Here is a 17,608-nt window from a genome sequence, read left to right on the forward strand (position 1 = left end):
GGCATGGCAATAGCAACGACCTTAAACAGGAGGAATAAGGATGAAACGTTTACGCACTGCTTTTACAGTCATTCCAGCAATCAGCCTCGCAGCTTCGTTAATGGGAGCGCCTCTTGCATCAGCAGCACTTCCAGCAAGCAGCAGCGATTACATAACAGCGGCGGCAGTTGCGCCAGCCGCCAAGAAAATAACGCTTAAGGTGAACGGAAACTCCTATGTGACCGAATCGGCCCCTTTTATATCACAAAACTCGGTGTATATGCCGCTTCGCGAGGTTGGCGAGCTGCTAGGAGCCCTTGTGTCTTGGGATGCAGCCGCCAAAACCGTCACGATGAGCTACCCGGGACATCTGGTTACGTTGAAGGTCGGGTCCACGGAGGCGATCAACAACGGCAAGCAGATCAAGCTGAACACCCCGCTTCAAGTGATTAAAGGCCATGTCTACGTACCGCTGCGCTTTTTCTCGGAATCCATTGGGGCAAGCGTGACTTGGAAACAAGCCGATAACACAGTAGGGATTAACCAGAAGGTCATTTATCAAGCGGGTGGCAGCCTGCAGTCAGGCGCAGTATGGATCGATCCAGCAACTGGAACCCTTTATTCGGCGCTAGGCAAATCCGATATCCCCAAGCTTGCAGGCAAGCTTAATATTGATCCGGAGCTTACCGGCTACTGGGGCATTTCAACCAAAGCGGTCGGAACAAATGGCCTCATGCTAACCGTTCTACTAAACTACGGGGAGCCCGGCATTCAATACCGTTCCCACGCTGCTTATATTAAAGATAGTAAGCTCGTCAAGCAGGCTACGGCGCAATATTTCCAGCGCTATGAGCCTAACATCGTTGCGATGAACAATAATCCTTTGCTGACCGACGGCAAAACATTATCCCTACTAGACAGCAGCGGAGCCACCTTGGAGGAATATGACCTGCCCAAGCTCGGTGGCAAGGATGAAGCATATGCCGTGCTTGGCATGGGCCAAGGCTACCTTATTATTCGCCCTAACAAAACAGGGCTGCTCACTTTAGTCGATTTGAAGACGGGCACCGCTACGCTCCTTTATAAGCAGTTCCTGTCTGCTGCCGAGCAGGAATATGCGGAAACAAATGACGTCCCTTATCATGGCGATGAGCTGGCCTTCAATGGCGAAACGTCTAAAGGCGTGCTCAGCTTCTCCTATCGCAGCGCCCTCGATGGCAAAAGCTACACCTACAGCTACTCGCTGAATAAAGCGTAAACAGCAAATCCTTATGTTTATATAATAAAACAAGCCCCGATAGCGATTTATTACCGCTGCCGGGGCTTGTTTTATTGGCGGCTGCCCGCCTATGAAAGGGTGCGGCTTAATGGTTAAGCTGCCCTTTAGAAAAAGGCTGCCATCGTTTTCGCCAGCTTTTCATAATTCGCATAAATTTCTTTGTAGCGCTTGCTCATCTCCGGGTTCGGCACAACCGGCTTGTCCATTGGAATATGCTGCTTAATTTCCTCATAAGAGCTCGCATAGCCAGTTGCTACTAATGAAGTCCAAGCGGCGCCCCATGCGGCGCTATGATGGTTTTCCGAGACGTATATTTCGGCGTCGAAAATATCCGCCATCATTTGCAGCCAGAGCGGCGAGCGGGACAGCCCGCCGTTCACATACATTTTTTGCGGCGCGCCCGCCAGCTTCTCCAGCGCCTTGCCAATCTGATACAGGTTGAACGTTACACCCTCCAGCACCGCGCGAATGAAGTGTGCCCGCTCATGGGTCATCGTTAAGCCGTAGAAATTGCCCTTCGCCCGCTGATTCCACAGCGGTGCCCGTTCGCCGTTCAAATACGGCAGGAAAAGCAGGCCGTCCGCGCCGGGAGCAACCTTCTCAGCCTCAGCCAGAAAAGCCTCGTAGCCGCCCTCATAATTCAGCGTATCCTTCAGCCATTGCAGCGCAATGCCGCCATTGTTCGTCGGGCCGCCGACGATATACGTGTCCTTCGTAAAAGAGTAGCAGAACGTCTCGCGGCTATCGCTCACCTTCGCCTGATGCGTGAGCTGGCGGATTGCCCCGCTCGTCCCAACAGATACGGCAACCTCGCCGGGAAGAATCGCTCCAATGCCGAGGTTCGACAGCTGTCCATCCGCAGATCCAATCGCGAACGGCAGGTCCGCTGGAACGCCCATTTGGGCAGCAATATCCGCATTTAGCCCCGAAAGAATTTCCGTTGGCGGCACGATTTCGGACAGCTGCGCTGCTGTAATGCCGGTTAACGCCAGCAGCTCTGGCTCCCAGTCCAGCTTCGCTGGATTGAATAAGCCGGTTGCCGAAGCCATCGCATAATCGATTTTGCGTTGTCCGAACCAACAGTAAAGCAAATATTCCTTAATCGACATAAAATAGCTCGCTTGCTCATAAGGCTCATAGTTATTTTCTTTCATCCACAGCAGCTTCATGAGCGGCGTCATCGGGTGAATCGGCGTTCCCGTCGCCTTGTACACCTGCTCCCCGCTTGCTTCCAGCAGCGCTTCCGCCTGGCCCGCGCTTCTTCCATCCGCCCAAATAATCGCCGGGGAAGTCGGATTTCCGGCTGCGTCCAGCGTCAGAATCGCATGCATCGCCGCCGAAAAACCGAGCGCCAGCAGCTCGCCTTCCTCTACCTTCGCCTTCTCAATCGCTTCTCTAATAGCGAGCACGGCCGAGCGCTCGATTTCCACCGGGCTTTGCTCCACCCAGCCTTGCTGCGGGTAGTAGAACGTATTCATTTTCTCCACATCTGCAACCAAATGGCCGTTTCGATCAAAAATACAAGCTTTCACGCTGGTTGTCCCCAGATCAAGCCCGATTACCAGCTCTCTTCCCATCTCTCATCGTCCTTTTCGTCTCCAGCTCCGAAGGGCCGTATTTTCCGCTTGCTATCGTTTTATTATAACTGATTTGCAGGGCAGATACGTTATAAATAAGCGGCCGGCCCGAATAAGCAAAACCAAGCAGCCGCATGAAGCGGCTGCTTGGTTTTGGCTTATCCTCTTTCATCGAAGCCATTCGTTTGCCTCATGCAGCCCGCTTGTTCCTCCAAGCTAGCGCATCAAGGAGGCTCGATGCAACGGCGTCTGCTCTCTAAATTACTCCTCAAATTTGCGCATCGCAATGACGGCATTGTGGCCGCCGAAGCCGAAGGAGTTCGTGAGGCCGACCTTTATATTTGCGCGGCGCGCTTCGTTCGCTACTATGTCCAAATCTCCGCAGTCCGGGTCAGGTTGCTCATAATTGATCGTCGGCGTAATGACGCCTTCCTGCAAGCCTTTGGCGAGGGCAATCGCCTGTGCCCCTCCCGATGCGCCAAGCATATGCCCCAGCATCGACTTCGTCGCCGTGACAGCTGGCGGCTGCTTGCCATCCGCTGCAAACAAGCGGCGAATCGCCGAAGCCTCCGAGCGGTCGCCAACCTCAGTGCTTGTGGCATGTGCACTAATGACATCCACATCCGCAGGGGCTAGTCCCGCTTCCTGCAGCGCAAGCTTCATCGCCCGGTAGGCACCATCTCCATCAGGCGGCGTCGCTACTATATGATAAGCATCCGAGGTTGCTCCATAGCCTACAACCTCCGCATAAATCCGCGCTCCTCTGCTTTGCGCATGCTCAAGCGATTCCAACACCATAATGCCCGCTCCTTCCGACATGACGAAGCCATCCCGGCCGTTGTCAAAAGGACGGCTTGCCCGCTCCGGCTCCTCGTTGCGAGTCGAAATCGCTGTCGCATTGCCGAAGCCTGCGACCGCAATATCTGTTACGGCCGCCTCTGAGCCTCCAGCAAACACAACGTCCGCCCAGCCGCCGCGAATGAGGCGGAACGCCTCGCCAATGGCGGTATTGCCCACAGAGCAGGCAGTAACTGGCGCAAGCGTCGGGCCGAGCGAGCCAAGCCTGATGCTGATTTGGGCAGCTGCCATATTGGCAATCATCATTGGCACAAGCAGCGGGCTGACCCGGCCTGGCCCGCGCTGACGCAGCTGCCCTTCGTTATCCTGCAGCGTTTGCAGGCCGCCAATGCCAGAGCCGACATATACCGCAAGCCGCTCACGGTCCAGCTGTTCCAGCTGCAAGCCCGAATCGGCAAGCGCCTCTTCCGCTGCCGCGAGGCCAAACTGGGTGAAGCGGTCCATTTTGCGGGCTTCTTTTTTCCCAAACCGCTCCTCTGGATTAAAATCCCGCACTAGACCGGCGAAATGCGTCTTATGGTTTGATGCATCGAATGTATCGATAGGGCCAATGCCCGATTTTCCCGCAAGCATTCCTTGCCAAAACGTCTCGACTCCTACTCCTAATGGCGATACGACACCAAGCCCCGTCACAACGACTCTATTCATTAATTGTTCCCCGCTTTCCAATAATAAACTGCTTATCTCGATTGATTGTATTATGGCAAACGAATTATCCTATTACAAGTTGTCGTTTATCCTAGTATTGGCTATACTACAATAACAAATAACAGCGTATTGGGAAGGGTTTGAGAGTTTTGTCCGATCGTATTCGGCTAGAAGCGCTTGCGTCTTTTCTGAAGGCGAAGCGCGCTGGAATTAAGCCGCAGGCAGTGGGCTTGCCTGCTGGCATTCGGCGGCGGACGCCGGGACTGCGCAGGGAGGAAGTGGCGCAGCTGGCGAACGTCAGCGCAACCTGGTATACGTGGCTGGAGCAGGGGCGGGACATTCATGTGTCCACCCAAGTGCTGGAGTCGATTGCAGGCGCGCTGCTGCTGACAGCGGATGAACGCGACTATATTTTCGGACTGGCGTTTGGCCATCATGCCGGTACAGGCGGGGGCGGCTTGAAGCTCGAAGAGGAGGAGCTTCCGCTTAGCCCTTCCTTGCAGCGGATCTTAACGGAGCTTCGTTATTGTCCGACGATTATTTCCGACCGCCATTGCCATATTGTCGGCTGGAACGAGGCAGCTGCGCATGTATTCGTCGATTTCAAATCCATTCCGTATGCCGAGCGGAACCTGATTCGCCTCCTGTTTACCCGCAAGGAACTGCGCAGCCTAGCCGTCAATTGGGAAACGTTCGTGGAAGGCTACCTTGCGATCTTCCGCACCTATTACGGCCAATATATGGGCGATGAATGGTATGATCATTTTATCGAGGAAATGTCGCGGCTCCATCCTGAATTTGAAGCATTATGGCAGCGCAGCCAGGTCAGCCGCTCACCGGAGGTCACGATCGAATTCCGCCACTCCAAAACAAGCAAAATGCTGTTCGCGCTGACCTCCTTTCAAGTGCTTGGGAGCGTAGACCTGCGGTGCACCGTCTATACTCCGGTGGAGGAATCAGGGACGGAAGAGAAGCTGCGGAGATTATTGGGCACTACATAATAGCCCCTTATTTCCGATGGGTAGGGAAGACTGATCGTGGAACTTGAAGGACTGATCGTGGAGCATAAATGTATTTCAGATTTCGCTAGATGGAGATAACGATGACTTTTGTGAGCCGTCTTATTTTACGGTAGATGGAGACATCATTTATGTTGCTTTGAACAAAAACAAACAACAAATAGCCAGCTTGCTATAATCCACTAAAATAATAAATTGCCAAAAAACTAAAATAGTAGATACTAAAATACTAATAACTGGCCTTCTGGCCATTTCCCTTTCCAGCCGCATGGGATATGTCCTGATTGATATACGTTTAACAGTCTCGTATAAAATCCAGGCATAATATAAGGGCTATAGGCATGCTCCATCATAGCTGCAAGCAGGTCCCACTCCACACTTTCATATACTGATTCGTTAAGATGATTATTTTTGGCGTACAAGGAGATATCATTCAAGACTCCATTTTTCAATAGCTTTTTGGCTTCAAGCGTTATGCTATTCCACTGTCTATAGGCTTCAAGATGCTCCTTATGCAGAGCTACGGTTAGACCGTTTCTAATTTCTAATTTGAAGTTATCCCATCTAGAGTTGAGGCTTTTCTCTGCCTCTCTCCAGTTATTTAGACAAGAATACTCATAATGGAGGGTAAAATCCGCCCCTTCCCCACACTTGCTAAACCAAGCTATTTCAGCAATTTGTTCAGCGTAGAACTCTTTCAGTGTTTTCATAAATGCTCCTTTGATTGTCTGCTTCTGGTTGCTTAGCGCTTATTCGAGGCCAATTTCATCTGACGATTCATGGCTAGATGAACCGCAGCTTGCATTTGTTGCTTAGATCAATGGGGTAGTGGCTATGGCTGGGGCTAACACCACACAGTTCGATAGGCTGCCTGCTTTTTTGGAGGACTGAGTTTCCGCTATTCTGGATTCTAACCCAATTTTAGGGCGTAAGCGGACAGGAGATACGCTATTGCCCTCAATCTCCCTTCAAAATGGCTTTTAGCAGCGTATTAGTGGCCCCTGTGTCCGCAGCCTGTGCCTTCACCTATGAATCGGTTGAAATAGCTGCCGCCGTGTCCGCCAAATTTTTCTTAGTGCAGGGAGAGGCACCTTGAAACGAAGGGCATAAACCTCTTTAGCCCCCTAATCCCCTTGGACACTTTTGTCCCATTCATATACACTACAGGAAGTGGAGGAAGTATCCATAAAAAGACGGTTTCGGTGCTCGGTGCAAACGAAGAAAGAGTTTGTAGTGGAGGTGCTGTCGGGGTACTGGATAGAGGCGGTAGCCCGGCAGCATGGCCTCTCCCCTAAAACACTCGGAAACTGGGTTCGCCAATATCAGGATGACCTTATGGTAAAAAAGCAAAGAGAGGACAAGCAGCTCGAGCAAGATGCTGCACAGTTTCAGGACCTCCAAAAGAAATACGAGGAAGCCGTTAAGCTGTTGGGTGAAATAGAACTGGAGATCCCTCTCCGCGAGATCTGGTTAAAAAAAAGTATCCCGACTGGAAGTAGCGAGCCATTGGATTGGACAAGGCTACCCCGTGCTTACCGTGCTGCGGATTTGCGGGGTTCCTCGATTGTAAAATAATTAAGGCTACCTCAGATAATAATACTAGGTAGCCCCTAAAAGATAAGTTATCCTTATTCTAGTTGTTCCCCTGGTAGAACCAAACATAGTGTATTCATTGCATTATATATATCTTCACCGAATTTAACCAAACAATATCCTGTTTCTCCATATATTTTTCCCGAGGTTGATATAAACATCATCGTATTTTCATTTCTCGCTTGACCTATAGCGGTTATTCCCTCCCCCACACGTTTTTCTATTTCATCAAAGTCTTCTTTATCGTAATAATCACCAAACGCTTCTTCTGGGTTTATATAAAATGAGTCCTTATTACCATTAGGACGCTTAAATTTACATTTTAAACCTCCAAATTCACTTAAAACATCTATAAGAGATTGATCAATTTCATAACCTTTCGATTTTAAAAAATCCACCATGCTAGTTATATCAGTCTTTCTTTCAGGGAACCAACCCGATGCCCTCAGAATACTCATTGTTTCAAGTGCAAGAATACTCATATTTTCACCATCCTATTTTTTATGCTTATTTCGAAATATCAGCCATAAAGTCCATGAATGTAAGTTTACAAATACGAACGATTACGGGCGAAACTAAACGGCCTCAGTCCGATGAAATTCAGAACTAAGGCCGCTCAAATGATCTTATTTTTTGTACTATCTACTTGATGTGGTACAATTCATAATTGCAACAGGCTTTTAAATTCTGATGTCTAGTCTACTAGTTCTAATTTCTTGATAAACCCATCAATCTGTTCAACATTACGGCATATCTATATTTTTTCTTTATATGCATACATCTCATACATAAAAACCTGCTACAAAAAAAGGTTATATTGGTATTCGTGAATTAAGTCTTTTGTTTGATCTTAGTAGCCTCTCAATAATATAAATCTCATAATGCTTATTTAGCATCTGGTAGCCGCTTTAATACACCTTCTATTTGTAATTGTAGCTTTTGTTTCTCATCCTGAGATAGTTGATCACCGACATCATCAACGTTAAAATCTTTCAAAGTTTCTTCAATGCGCATTAAATATTTAGTATCCGTTAAATTATATTCTATTAATCGTTCAGCTAATGTAGCGTAAACTCCAATCTTTTCACCTATTGTATGTTCACAATCACGTTCAAAACGCTTTAGAACATCTTCTGCCAGTTCATTAGCACTTTTGGTAGGAATGAAAATGGCATTAAAGTATCCATTCACTTCATTTCCAATTTCCTCATAATACCAGAAAGTCCTTGGATTAAAATTCAAAGGTTTTTTTTCAATTTCTTTTAGAACATAATTTTTTCTGACAATCAAAACGTTATATTGTTCGGGAGTTAACTGCTGTTCTAATGATTCAAAAGCAATTTCATTTAACTTTTCTAATAAATAATCTTTAGACTTATAAAACATATAGGGTTGTTTTAATGCAAATTCACCGTAAGAAACCAAAATAATTGCTTTCTCAAGGTCTCCTCTGTTCATAATTAATTCAAAATCATCCATTGTTCGTTCCAGAGCATTAGAGTTGTTTAATTTTCTTTCTTTATACTCTTTGTATGTTTCATTAAATGACTCAAATAATTCTTCGTATTTGTTATTCATATTCTCAAAACTCCTTTATTATTTAATAGGTGTAATTTCAACTCCTCGATTATGAACAACTTCCACCTCAATATTAGGATACTTTTCTTTAAATTTACTTATTAAGTAATTACAACTACCGCATGTATCTTTTTCTGTAAATAAAGTAATTTTCCCTTTCACATCTGGTTTATCCCCCAAATCTTTTGCTATATTATTTAAAATTTTATACTCTGTATCATCATCTCTTAAAGTTTCTCTCCCACGTGAATTAGGAGCATCAGTTGCATTAAATACTGGATTTTCAGGGTATTCGGATATATCTTTTATATTAGGATTACCTGAATGTTTTGTTACTTGACTATGAGCATAGTATTCATCTTTTGGTAATTTTACATCTAGCTCAACAGAAGAATAACAAAAATTACCTTTTACACTATTTAATACCTTGTTCAATAATTTACCTTTATATTTCGCTGCGCTTTCTAACAATACCTTGTCTTTAATAGGGTCAACAGCCCTTGTTGTTACCCACCCAAATTCAATAAGTTGTCAGTTTTAGGGTCACGAGCATATCTATGTTCATGTGGTGTTGAACCATGATCTATATCAGGTTTACCCTCAGCATCATTCTTCAAACGATCAGCCAATTCCTTCTTACCCGCTTCGGATTCCTTAAAGAAATCCTTATGATGCTGTGAAGGACTTGAAGGTATAGAATCAGGACTTTCATGAAGTTTTATATTTCCTCCAGGACCTGCGGGAACAAGATCATCCCCCACCTTCTTAATCGTCAAGGTATTCTGAAGCTTCTTCCAGCCTGTAGTTGCTGCATCCTTGATATCCAATGCATCACGTATTAGTTTCGCTTTAACTGCATCTGCGGCATTCCCAATCCAGCCCGTCATTTTATTCAGCGAATCGCCAAATGCGTTGCCTAAGGTCTTCACGATTTTCGCACCAGCGATCTTGTTACCGATTGCCTTCGTAAGACGTGAATCCATTATACCACCAGTTAAACCGCCAATCCCCATATCCAGCGCCAGTGTACCAAAGCTAAACCCTTTGCCTTCCATCGTCTGGCGAATGACACTCTCAAAACCATTCTGCACCGCACCAAACGCCATACGTCCACCTAGGTTCGCCATCGGACCGAACGGGCCAAACACTGCCCCAGATATCGCCCCAATGACCGTCTCTCGAAAGGCCGTTGAAACATACGTCCCCATATCGCTGACCTCGCCGCGGGCAATATCCGACACCGCTTGGCTCACGACCGCAGCGGTTCCCGCAATGGCTGCTCCAGCTAGCACCGCACCAACAACGACCGCTCCCGCTCCTAGTGTCGCTACCGTGAAGGCTGCTGCTACCGCGACTACTGCGACCACAGCCAATCCTGCCAGCACATTCCTCGCTAGTTTCCCCCAACTAAACGGTGGTTTTTCCGGCGGTGGCGGTGGGGGAGGTGGCTCTCCTTCTACTGGCGCATCATCATAAGGCGCATAGCTCGTCCGATCCTTTCCTTCCGTTCGGATCTGCGCACCCATGAGGTTATACTCGCCTTCCAGCGTAATCCCGCTTGGAGCACTTGTCTTCTTCGCTACCAGCAGCGCTTGTGCACCAATCACTACACGCTTCGGCGTAAACAGCGAAATCTCTTACTTCCCTGTCAGCTTCACGATACGCTTCATCTTTAGATAAAAAAGACTTATCCAACTTAAATGCAAGTTAGATAAGTCTTCTATTTTGTTTCGAGTACTTATTAGAGCTTACAGAATTCAATCACTTAACTAAACCATTTTCAAAACACACTTACTGCTACAAACTAAAACCTAGTTATTTAGAAGAAACATACATTAATATTATTGAATAAATCTAAATTACTGATTCTCTTTTTGATGGAGTATAATTAATATAATCTTGATTAAAAAATTCATCAGCTATTGTATATACATCTTCTTGTTTAACTATAGCCAGTTCCTTTGAAGTTACTCCTATAAGCACGTTCAAACGTGCGTACCCATCACTTACTGGAATAAATTCTGGAAAATCTATTGGAGGCACAATAATAAACCCACTAATATCAGTTTGAGGAATATTCCCTTCTTTATACTCCAAATACTGTCCCGGATATATATGTCCATTACCGTTATCAACATACTGAGCCCAACTAATTAGTTCTTTTTTTAATACTTCTTCGTCAGGTTTTGCAAAAATGATTAACTCATAGCCATAACCTGAAATTTTGAAATCTGTTGACTTAATTTGAGATGAAGGGAGATTAGGATTGCTGAACCCCGAGGTAATAAATGCATCCAACCCCTTATACGCACGTGGATATTTAAAAACAAATAAATCGCTTTGTTGATTTCCCCAAATGACGCTTGGTTCTATAAATCCAAATAAACCGCCGTATACCAATTCTACTCGATCTTCTAATGGATACTTATTTGGACTCAATGGCATAAAAATTCTTTGTAATATCTTTTCTACAGAAGGATACAAAATTTCTCCCTTATTTGATGAAGCAAAACTTAATTTAGTTACAGATTTACCATTTATTGAAAGTCCGATTAGTTCTTGTTCATCTAAGCGCACCCAAATTTCAGCCTCTACCTTTTCAGAGGATTCAAAGGTTTGAATGTCTACAATACCATGATTATATTTTGAAAGGCCTAAAGCAGCAGCAAGGTGATTTTCCTCTTCATTGATTCTCCCGGTTAATAAAACTAGTTCGCATCCATTTTCAAACTCAAATCCAATTTCTGATGCATTCTTATATAAAAACTGAAAGTAAGGTGATCCTTCTAATACTTTTTCTAATACATCTGCTCTTGTACTCATATGATATATAACCTCCATTCAAAAATTAAGACATAAACAAAATATATCCGTTTTTAATGATATGTTCCATTTTTCAAATACCAATTAGAGTTCGCACATATAAATATCTGTGAGGGGATAATCAATTGTGCCGTTTGGCTGCTTTTACTCTCGCTTCTTATTTTGATTACGGCTGTACTTAGAAATAAAAAAGGCATACTCTAACTTTTTCAAGTGAAGTATGCCCTATAAATTTCATCTTACTTTTTCTTAGATCTTAATAAATCAAGAAAGTCACTATAGCATTGTTATTACATGTTCTTTAACATTTTCGTCGAACCTAGCTCCTTCTACAATTCTCCTTTCCAGATCACATTATCAAGCTTAACGCCCGTAAAGTCAGCGCCTGTAAATACTCCGTTGCTTAAATTGGCTCCTGTAAGATTTCCATTTTCAAAATTTGCATTTTTAGCATTTACTTTTGCAAATCATCATGTAACTCTTTAATACTCGGATTGTATTGCCCTACTCTTCTTCTATCAGCATCGTCGAGCTTCAAAAATAGAGGCTCCTTGCTTCCGCCTGTAAACTCGACTCCCGTCGGAGACAGTTTTATTTCACTGCCATGCTTCGTGCAAAAATAACGGTTGTTTCGATCGGCCACCTTCTCTGCACTCGCTCCATTTGTTCGCACGCCGACTGTAACGATCTCTTCTTGATCTCTCGCATCGACTAGATTCAGATTCGCCTTCGTTCCTACCTACGGCATAATATATTATTAATAATGGGTAGCTCTAAAAAAATATATTTATTCCAGTTGTTCTCCTGATAGAACTAAACATAGTGTGTTCAAAGCATCATAGATACTATCACCAAATTTAACCAAACAATATCCTGTTTCTCCATTGAGTGGTTATTAGCGTTACTTGTGATACAGTAACGGATGAAAAAAGAAACCGCAACGCGAGCGGCTAACTAGCATTGCGGTATTGTTAGTTGTATTGAACGATCTTGTTGTTGGGATTGTAAAATTATATTATTTATGAGCGGCGTTTAGCAAGCTGTTTACATTAAAGTCGACAGACCTCTGACTTATTCCAAATTTTCTTTTCATTAATCCTTCTTTTTGAATACATCTTTATCTTTTGTATACATTGCTAATAAGAAATCAGTAAATGTATCTGCAATTTTGTAAAAGTCATCCTGATCCGTACTCTCAGAATAGAAATAAATTGGAGGATTATCACCTTCATCTAATTTAAAGAAACAAAACATACATCCTTGACTCATCCAAAAAACAAAATCATTTTCAGTTAGTTTCTTGGCAAACTCGTTTTCCTCCAGTAATTCCTGCCCACCTTCTTTTAGAATTAAAAGTTCATCCATAAAGCAAGAGTGGCCTCGTAAAAAAGTATGTTCTGTACCTCTACCCATTATTTTTAGAAATTCAATATATGATTCTGGTAATTCGTTATCACCGATCGCCTCTTTCACCTGAGCCAAATCCTCATTTGTGCAAGGATTCATTGGTATTCTATCATTATTCAATAAACCAATGATTCCACTTAAATACCTCATTCTATTTTCCTCCCTTTGGTAACACCTCTACGCGAATTACTGTAATATTAGGGAAATCACTTTGAAATTGATCAACTAAATCTATACAGTTATCACAGTATGGTCTCTCGGATATAATTTCAATTTGGCCTTTGATATTAGGATTATCTTTATACTTATTCCTTAAATATTCTACTATTTTTTGCTCCGTATGGTTAGTATACTCTGGTATTGGGCCTTGGTATTTATATTCATCAGGTTGTGGAGGCTTAAAGTTCCCCTTGTTAAAATGATCTTTATCAGTAAATTTCCCACTAACACTTTCTAGATCTATTATGTCGTCCCCAATTTCCCCCTTTGCTGCTGCAACATTTCTTGTTTTACCTGCCGTATATTTAGATCTTAATTGATCAATTAATTCTCTATCCGCTTGAGTTGCTGTTCTAAATTCTCTATTTATAGCAACTTTACCCGTCCCCTCAGCCTCATTCTTTAAACGATCCGCCAATTCCTTCTTACCCGCTTCGGATTCGCTAAAGAAATCCTTATGATGCTGTGAAGGACTTGAAGGTATAGAATCAGGACTTTCATGAAGTTTAACATTTCCTCCAGGACCCGCGGGAACAAGATCATCGCCCACCTTCTTAATCGTCAAAGCATTCTGAAGCTTCTTCCAACCCGTAGTTGCTGCATCCTTAATATCCAATGCATCACGTATCAGTTTCGCTTTAACCGCATCTGCTGCATTCCCAATCCAGCCCGTCATTTTATTCAGCGAATCGCCAAATGCGTTGCCTAAGGTCTTCACAATTTTCGCATTTGCAATCTTGCTACCAATCGCTTTCGTGAGACGTGAATCCATTATACCACCGGTTAAACCGCCGATTCCCATATCCAGCGCCAGTGTGCCAAAGCTAAACCCTTTGCCTTCCATCGTCTGGCGAATGACACTCTCAAGACCATTCTGCACCGCACCAAATGCCATTCGTCCACCTAGGTTCGCCATCGGACCAAATGGGCCAAACACTGCCCCAGATATCGCCCCAATGACCGTCTCTCGAAAGGCCGTTGACACATACGTGCCCATATCGCTGACCTCGCCGCGGGCAATATCGGATACAGCTTGGCTCACGACCGCAGCGGTTCCCGCAATGGCTGCTCCAGCTAACACTGCACCAACAACGACCGCGCCCGCTCCCAGCGTGGCTACCGTAAATGCTGCCGCTACCGCGACTACCGCGACGACAGCCAATCCTGCCAGCACATTCCTCGCTAGTTTTCCCCAGCTGAATGGCGGTTTTTCTGGAGGTGGCGGTGGGGGAGGCGGCTCTCCTTCTACTGGTGCATCATCATACGGCGCGTAGCCCGTCCGATCCTTCCCTTCCGTTCGGATCTGCGCCCCCATCAGGTTGTACTCGCCTTCCAGCGTAATCCCGCTTGGCGCACTCGTTTTCTTCGCTACTAGTAGCGCTTGCGCGCCAATCACTACACGCTTCGGTGTGAACAGCGAAATCTCTTCCTTCGCCGTCAACGTCAACTTACGCGGGCTGCTCAAGATAATTCCTACGGCATCGTCCAGCTTCAAAAACAGCGGCTCCTTGCTTCCGCCTGTGAACTCGACTCCTGTCGGGGACAGCTTCATTTCACTGCCATGCTCCGTGCCAAAATAACGGTTGTTCGGATCGGCCGTCTTCTCCGCACTCGCTCCGTTTGTTCGCACGCCTCCGGTGACAATGGCTTCTTGACCACCTGCATCTGCGAGATACAGATTCGCCTTCGTCCCTACCTGCGGCATGCTGTACATCGCGCTTCCTGTCTCCGGGGCATAGCGGTACCAGTGCGCCGTTCCCTTATCCTGCTCGTCATCGATCGCCAGATGCACCTGCACCTGTTCTCCTTTCACCGCCAGGATTTCTCCTTGCAGTGTCAGGCCCGACAGACTGCGGTTCATCATGGGCTGCTCTCGTATTCCCGCTTCCCGCAACAGACGGTAGTGGTAGATGAGCTGACCCTTTTCCAATCGCGCCGTCATCGACGATACGATCAGCTCAATATATCCCCGAATCTTAAAGCGATCGCCTAAGCGATAGAACGTCCTAGACTCTATTTCATAACCGAAAAAATCCGTATCATGCAGGCCTGCTGCTTCACCGCCTGCTTTTTGAAAAGCCGCCAAATCCTTGCTCACCGTGTATGAGGCTCCATCAGGCAGTTGATGCTCTTTCCCCTCCGGCATCCCAATATACAGCTTCGGCGTTTCTTCCAATATATCACAGACGACAACCGACTGGAACTGGCTAGCTAGACGTTTCGTCAGCTCCCAATCGGTTTCCTCATATTGAATGATAGGCTCCGTTGGCTTTTCCTTCTCGCCCTGTTGAAGCAGCACATCCCCACCTGAATACGCACGAAGCACGGTGGTCATGATTGCCCCATACGTCTGGCTCGTATCCTGAAAAGATCGCTTCCGCTTCTTCAAATCGCTATAGATGCTTCCCGACACTGCCTCGATCTCGACCGTGTACACCCCATTGCGATGCACCGTCTGCACGAATGTGACAACTCCCTTAAACAGAGGCTTCCGCTTGCCCTCTTCTTCGTCGTACAACGCAATTTTATCCTGCCAGACCGCTTCTAGCGTAGCATTCGTCCGCAGCTCTTCCTCGACGATTCCGCTAATCCGCAGCGTCCCATGCTCCCCCGGCTTCCAGCTCATCGCCACATCCGTAATATGCTTCAGCTTGCAGGGGCCTTCCACCCGCAATCGATCATATCCGATCATCTGCATCCCTCCTCCCCGTTGTCCTTGCCTGGCTTAATCCGAGTCGTGCTGACCGTCCGAGAGAAAAAAGACTTCCCCTTCAATCGAGCATTTTAAAAACGAATCCGTCGTCAGAGCAGGCTTATTATCCACCTTCGCATTTTCCTTTGGAAGGAGCCATTTCCCCATAAAATCGGGCATGCACGGCGGGCCCCCGATGGTGTTGCCCTCCTCGTCAATTAAGTAGACGATCTGTCCGGCTGCCATTTTCGGACTGATGCATATGCCGAAATATGGTACATTATCCGGGCAGTTATCATCCTCGTTCATCATGGGCTTGCCATTGACATACGACCCATGACTTTCGGGCAAATTAATCCGCCGCTTGTGCGTTCCGCATGTACAGGCCATCGTCGCCCCTCGCACCACATAGGCAGGTTGGTCTCCCATTCTCTTCTCCTCCTTCACTCGTTCCGCTTAAGCCAGCTCCACCCGTTCCAAACGAATACCCACAGGCTCCCGCCGCAGCAAGCTCTCCGCTACATCCAGCCGCACAACGATCAGCGGCATTTCGCTTTCGCTCACTCGCACGATTTTCTTCCCTTGCAGACGTTCCCGATCCAGCACCAAATGCTTAATCGTCCGTTGATCCTGATGCAGCTCGGCATACGGACTTAAACACGACAGCTCCTCAAAAAAGGGCAAGTAATACGTTTGCTGGCGGCGAGTCAGCATATGCATCAAAATGACCATCTTGTATACCGCTCTCGGCTCGTACAGCTCCACTTTGACTTGGAACAGCAGCTTGTCCGGTATCCGGTACGATGTCGCTGCATACATATCTCGCATGTCCAGCTTCTCCCGCAGCCCTTCCAGCATTGGCGTACTCGTGTAGCGGCTGTCTTGCTTCAGTACAAGCTTGCACTCTCACCTCACGCAGCGGTTATTTCAGGTCTAAAAAAGAAAAAAGCCTACTCCATATTATTCATTGGAATAAGCCTTTAAATTAAATTCTAAATTTATGAATATATTTTATATTTCCACAACAATAAAGCTAAATTTTATATCCATAAAAATACTTCTCACCTTTTTCCCACTCCTTGGTTGATAGCCCCTCTATATAAGAAATAAAATTTTTATAGTTATCTTTGTTTATAACCGTGTCATACTCAGCCGGCACTTTTATTCCTGTCCAAATGGATAATACAGATGGTATAAATTCCATTTTAAAAATATCTTCATTGTTGATAGCTAGCATAACTCTTTCAAAAATCCTTTTTGCCAAATCTCCTGGAAAAGCTAGTTTTTGTCCAAAATAATACTTCTCTACTTCGTATTGCTGGGTGTAGTTCAAATAATATTCTCCAATGTCATCTACTGTTGCCTCTTCTCCTAAGTCCTCCTCGTAATTTATAAAAAAGTCGATTGAATCCCTTAAAACTACTGCTATGTCATTAATATCATACCATTCTTCAAGCAAGCTCAATAAATAGGGAATAGCATCGAGTGAAAGTGATGTAGTCGCAGCAGATGCAAAAGTTCTTATTGTATCTGCTGAAGCATTTTCTAAAAAAAGCATACTATTTGAATCATTTAAATCATCATGTGTACAGATTGAAAAATAAACCCTAATACATAAATTTAATACAGCTTCATCATTTGTTTGATTCATTAGTTGAACCAACAGTGGTTTTTGTGTAAAATCACCTAGTTTGAACATTTCTATTAAGAAAATTAAAACTTTTGATTCTGTATCAGCCTTTAATAGATTTGCTTTAATTTCTTCGTTAGAATACTCTGATTTTTCTCCAAACCAAGAACTATTCATAAGGTTTTTAGATTTGTCCAATTTGCTTCACCAACCTCTATCAAATTTAACGTTTCTTATTCTCTTTCTGCCATTTCAATACTTTATTTTTGAATACAGTAACTTCAGTATGTACAATTTTGTCCTTCC

General features: G+C 45.2%; 18 protein-coding genes and 1 pseudogene. 3 read left to right on the plus strand and 16 right to left on the minus strand.

What is annotated here, in order from left to right; genetic code table 11:
* Positions 1–40: 40 nt before the first annotated feature.
* On the plus strand, positions 41–1,237 hold the full coding sequence (locus BBD42_RS01000; protein ID WP_099516620.1) for a copper amine oxidase N-terminal domain-containing protein: 1,197 nt from the start codon (positions 41–43) through the stop codon (positions 1,235–1,237).
* 125 nt (positions 1,238–1,362) lie between these two features.
* Here BBD42_RS01000 and BBD42_RS01005 read toward each other — a convergent pair whose 3' ends face one another.
* From BBD42_RS01005 to fabF, 3 genes are all read right to left on the minus strand, one after another.
* Positions 1,363–2,835 carry a gluconokinase gene (locus BBD42_RS01005; RefSeq protein WP_099516621.1) on the minus strand — a complete coding sequence of 491 codons (1,473 nt, stop codon included), beginning with the start codon at positions 2,833–2,835 and terminating at the stop codon, positions 1,363–1,365.
* Complete coding sequence (locus BBD42_RS01010; RefSeq protein ID WP_099516622.1) at positions 2,807–3,016, minus strand: hypothetical protein; 210 nt, start codon at positions 3,014–3,016, stop codon at positions 2,807–2,809. The genes BBD42_RS01005 and BBD42_RS01010 overlap by 29 nt, the downstream gene beginning before the upstream one ends.
* An 80-nt stretch (positions 3,017–3,096) precedes the next feature.
* Positions 3,097–4,341: a beta-ketoacyl-ACP synthase II gene (fabF, locus tag BBD42_RS01015; protein WP_099516623.1), complete on the minus strand. Its 1,245-nt coding sequence runs from the start codon at positions 4,339–4,341 to the stop codon at positions 3,097–3,099.
* A gap of 149 nt (positions 4,342–4,490) precedes the next feature.
* Between fabF and BBD42_RS01020 the strand changes: the two genes are divergently transcribed.
* Positions 4,491–5,342, plus strand: coding sequence for a helix-turn-helix transcriptional regulator (locus BBD42_RS01020; protein ID WP_099516624.1), 852 nt, complete (start codon positions 4,491–4,493; stop codon positions 5,340–5,342).
* A 239-nt stretch (positions 5,343–5,581) separates the two neighbouring features.
* Here the strand turns inward: BBD42_RS01020 and BBD42_RS01025 are convergent, their stop codons facing one another.
* Complete coding sequence (locus tag BBD42_RS01025) at positions 5,582–6,070, minus strand: hypothetical protein (RefSeq protein WP_099516625.1); 489 nt, start codon at positions 6,068–6,070, stop codon at positions 5,582–5,584.
* Between the two features lie 499 nt (positions 6,071–6,569).
* Here BBD42_RS01025 and BBD42_RS01030 point away from each other — a divergent pair, with 499 nt between their 5' ends.
* Positions 6,570–6,935, plus strand: a complete 366-nt coding sequence (locus BBD42_RS01030) for a transposase (RefSeq protein WP_237163317.1) — start codon at positions 6,570–6,572, stop codon at positions 6,933–6,935.
* Between the two features lie 53 nt (positions 6,936–6,988).
* On the opposite strand, the gene BBD42_RS01035 is transcribed toward BBD42_RS01030, so the two are convergent.
* The 12 genes and pseudogenes from BBD42_RS01035 to imm47 all read right to left on the minus strand — a co-directional run bounded on the left by BBD42_RS01035 (position 6,989) and on the right by imm47 (position 17,500).
* Positions 6,989–7,435, minus strand: a complete 447-nt coding sequence (locus BBD42_RS01035) for an SUKH-3 domain-containing protein (RefSeq protein ID WP_099516626.1) — start codon at positions 7,433–7,435, stop codon at positions 6,989–6,991.
* Positions 7,436–7,838: 403 nt separating this feature from the next.
* Positions 7,839–8,531: an Imm3 family immunity protein gene (locus BBD42_RS01040; protein WP_099516627.1), complete on the minus strand. Its 693-nt coding sequence runs from the start codon at positions 8,529–8,531 to the stop codon at positions 7,839–7,841.
* 18 nt (positions 8,532–8,549) lie between these two features.
* A complete protein-coding gene (locus BBD42_RS01045; protein WP_172455348.1) occupies positions 8,550–8,966 on the minus strand; it encodes a deaminase domain-containing protein in 417 nt (138 codons plus the stop codon).
* Positions 8,967–9,037: 71 nt separating this feature from the next.
* Complete coding sequence (locus tag BBD42_RS01050) at positions 9,038–10,138, minus strand: hypothetical protein (RefSeq protein ID WP_099516629.1); 1,101 nt, start codon at positions 10,136–10,138, stop codon at positions 9,038–9,040.
* A gap of 247 nt (positions 10,139–10,385) precedes the next feature.
* Complete coding sequence (locus tag BBD42_RS01055; protein WP_172455349.1) at positions 10,386–11,354, minus strand: suppressor of fused domain protein; 969 nt, start codon at positions 11,352–11,354, stop codon at positions 10,386–10,388.
* A gap of 276 nt (positions 11,355–11,630) precedes the next feature.
* Positions 11,631–11,818 (minus strand): annotated as a pseudogene (locus BBD42_RS32720) (pentapeptide repeat-containing protein); the annotation flags it as partial.
* On the minus strand, positions 11,809–12,027 hold the full coding sequence (locus BBD42_RS01065) for a hypothetical protein (protein WP_150131492.1): 219 nt from the start codon (positions 12,025–12,027) through the stop codon (positions 11,809–11,811). The gene BBD42_RS01065 and the pseudogene BBD42_RS32720, both read right to left, overlap by 10 nt.
* A gap of 419 nt (positions 12,028–12,446) precedes the next feature.
* Positions 12,447–12,911 (minus strand): SMI1/KNR4 family protein, encoded by a 465-nt coding sequence (locus BBD42_RS01070; RefSeq protein WP_099516632.1) that lies wholly within the window; start codon positions 12,909–12,911, stop codon positions 12,447–12,449.
* A gap of 1 nt (position 12,912) precedes the next feature.
* Positions 12,913–15,672 carry a deaminase domain-containing protein gene (locus BBD42_RS01075; RefSeq protein ID WP_172455350.1) on the minus strand — a complete coding sequence of 920 codons (2,760 nt, stop codon included), beginning with the start codon at positions 15,670–15,672 and terminating at the stop codon, positions 12,913–12,915.
* A 33-nt stretch (positions 15,673–15,705) separates the two neighbouring features.
* Positions 15,706–16,101 carry a DUF4280 domain-containing protein gene (locus tag BBD42_RS01080; RefSeq protein ID WP_099516634.1) on the minus strand — a complete coding sequence of 132 codons (396 nt, stop codon included), beginning with the start codon at positions 16,099–16,101 and terminating at the stop codon, positions 15,706–15,708.
* A 27-nt stretch (positions 16,102–16,128) separates the two neighbouring features.
* Positions 16,129–16,530, minus strand: coding sequence for a hypothetical protein (locus BBD42_RS01085; protein ID WP_099516635.1), 402 nt, complete (start codon positions 16,528–16,530; stop codon positions 16,129–16,131).
* Positions 16,531–16,705: 175 nt separating this feature from the next.
* Positions 16,706–17,500 (minus strand): Imm47 family immunity protein, encoded by a 795-nt coding sequence (gene imm47 / locus BBD42_RS01090; RefSeq protein ID WP_099516636.1) that lies wholly within the window; start codon positions 17,498–17,500, stop codon positions 16,706–16,708.
* Positions 17,501–17,608: the final 108 nt, after the last annotated feature.

Source organism: Paenibacillus sp. BIHB 4019, from assembly GCF_002741035.1.
Lineage (GTDB): Bacteria > Bacillota > Bacilli > Paenibacillales > Paenibacillaceae > Pristimantibacillus.

Excerpts from the sequence above, each read along its gene's own strand:
- BBD42_RS01000 (WP_099516620.1), top strand. The coding sequence starts at position 41 with ATGAAACGTTTACGCACTGCTTTTACAGTCATTCCAGCAATCAGCCTC.
- BBD42_RS01005 (WP_099516621.1), bottom strand. The coding sequence starts at position 2,835 with ATGGGAAGAGAGCTGGTAATCGGGCTTGATCTGGGGACAACCAGCGTG.
- BBD42_RS01010 (WP_099516622.1), bottom strand. The coding sequence starts at position 3,016 with ATGGCTTCGATGAAAGAGGATAAGCCAAAACCAAGCAGCCGCTTCATG.
- fabF (WP_099516623.1), bottom strand. The coding sequence starts at position 4,341 with ATGAATAGAGTCGTTGTGACGGGGCTTGGTGTCGTATCGCCATTAGGA.
- BBD42_RS01025 (WP_099516625.1), bottom strand. The coding sequence starts at position 6,070 with ATGAAAACACTGAAAGAGTTCTACGCTGAACAAATTGCTGAAATAGCT.
- BBD42_RS01035 (WP_099516626.1), bottom strand. The coding sequence starts at position 7,435 with ATGAGTATTCTTGCACTTGAAACAATGAGTATTCTGAGGGCATCGGGT.
- BBD42_RS01040 (WP_099516627.1), bottom strand. The coding sequence starts at position 8,531 with ATGAATAACAAATACGAAGAATTATTTGAGTCATTTAATGAAACATAC.
- BBD42_RS01055 (WP_172455349.1), bottom strand. The coding sequence starts at position 11,354 with ATGAGTACAAGAGCAGATGTATTAGAAAAAGTATTAGAAGGATCACCT.
- BBD42_RS01070 (WP_099516632.1), bottom strand. The coding sequence starts at position 12,911 with ATGAGGTATTTAAGTGGAATCATTGGTTTATTGAATAATGATAGAATA.
- BBD42_RS01075 (WP_172455350.1), bottom strand. The coding sequence starts at position 15,672 with ATGATCGGATATGATCGATTGCGGGTGGAAGGCCCCTGCAAGCTGAAG.
- BBD42_RS01080 (WP_099516634.1), bottom strand. The coding sequence starts at position 16,101 with ATGGGAGACCAACCTGCCTATGTGGTGCGAGGGGCGACGATGGCCTGT.
- BBD42_RS01085 (WP_099516635.1), bottom strand. The coding sequence starts at position 16,530 with ATGCTGGAAGGGCTGCGGGAGAAGCTGGACATGCGAGATATGTATGCA.